The following is a 1122-nucleotide window of genomic DNA, read 5'->3' on the forward strand; positions in this document are numbered from 1 at the left end:
GGACTTGCGCGGGTCCTTCTCCTTCGAGGGGATGCCCTCGAACATGTTGACCTCGTCCTTGTGGACGGTCACGGCGCGGTAGGACTCCGGAAGTGCCAGGTTGGCGAAGTCCTCGGACGAGGCTTCGGCGACGATGGCGTCGAGGATGTGCTGCACGGTCGTTGTCTCCCTGTGTCTGATTCGTGGGTGGCAATCGTTGAATTGGCACGGCCGCCGCGTAGATTACCCATGAGTAACTGCCGGATGGTGCCTTCGTGACCGTTGTCTCAGTCGCCGCCCGCGCACCGTACTCCTGCCAGCAGTACGTCGATGGGCCACGATAGGGCCTGTGACGTTGCCACCGGGTTGCCCGTCCACGATCGACCTCAATGCCGACGTGGGCGAATCCTTCGGTCGCTGGTCGCTCGGTGATGACCAGGCGCTGATGCCGCACCTCACGAGCGCCAACGTGGCCTGTGGGTTCCATGCGGGTGACCCGCTCACGTTGCGGCGTACGTGTGCGCTCGCCGTCGAACAGGGCCTGGTGATCGGGGCGCAGGTGGGCTACCGCGACCTTGCCGGCTTCGGACGGCGGTTCATCGACGTCGCGCCGGAGGACCTCGAGGCCGATGTCCTCTACCAGCTGTCGGCACTGGCCGGGCTGGCTCGTGCGGCGGGAGGGCGCATCGCGTACCTCAAGCCCCACGGTGCGCTCTACCACGCGGTGAGCGAGCATCCGGCGCAGGCGGACGCGGTCATCGCTGCTGTCGTCGCGTTCGGCGGGCTGCCGGTGCTGGGGCTCGCCGGTTCGCGGTTCCTGGCCCGGGTCGCGGACGCAGGGCTGCCGACGGTCGCGGAGGGCTTCGCGGACCGCGCCTACCTCCCCTCGGGTGGACTGGTCCCGCGGGCGGAACCCGGTGCCGTGCTGACGGATCCGTCGGCCGTGGCTGAACAGGCGGTCCGACTGGCCGCGTCCGGCGACGTGCAGTCGCTGTGCCTCCACGGCGACTCCCCGGGCGCCGCTTCCTCGGCTGCAGCGGTGCGGGCTGCTCTGTCCGGGTCCGGGATCGCGGTGGAGGCGTTCGCGAGCTCGTTGCCATGAAGGTGATCCCGTACGGCGACCGCGGGTTGCTGCTCGAGCTG

The 1122-nt window shown here is 69.2% G+C and carries 1 protein-coding gene; it reads left to right on the plus strand.

The genetic code is table 11. The annotated features are described in order from the left end of the window. The first annotated feature begins 334 nt into the window (after window positions 1-334). Complete coding sequence (locus ACOADB_RS16370; RefSeq protein ID WP_378600687.1) at window positions 335-1081, plus strand: LamB/YcsF family protein; 747 nt, start codon at window positions 335-337, stop codon at window positions 1079-1081. The last annotated feature ends 41 nt before the right edge of the window (window positions 1082-1122 follow it).

Origin of the sequence: Nocardioides sp. CPCC 206348 (assembly GCF_048654705.1) — a bacterium.
Taxonomy (GTDB): domain Bacteria; phylum Actinomycetota; class Actinomycetes; order Propionibacteriales; family Nocardioidaceae; genus Nocardioides.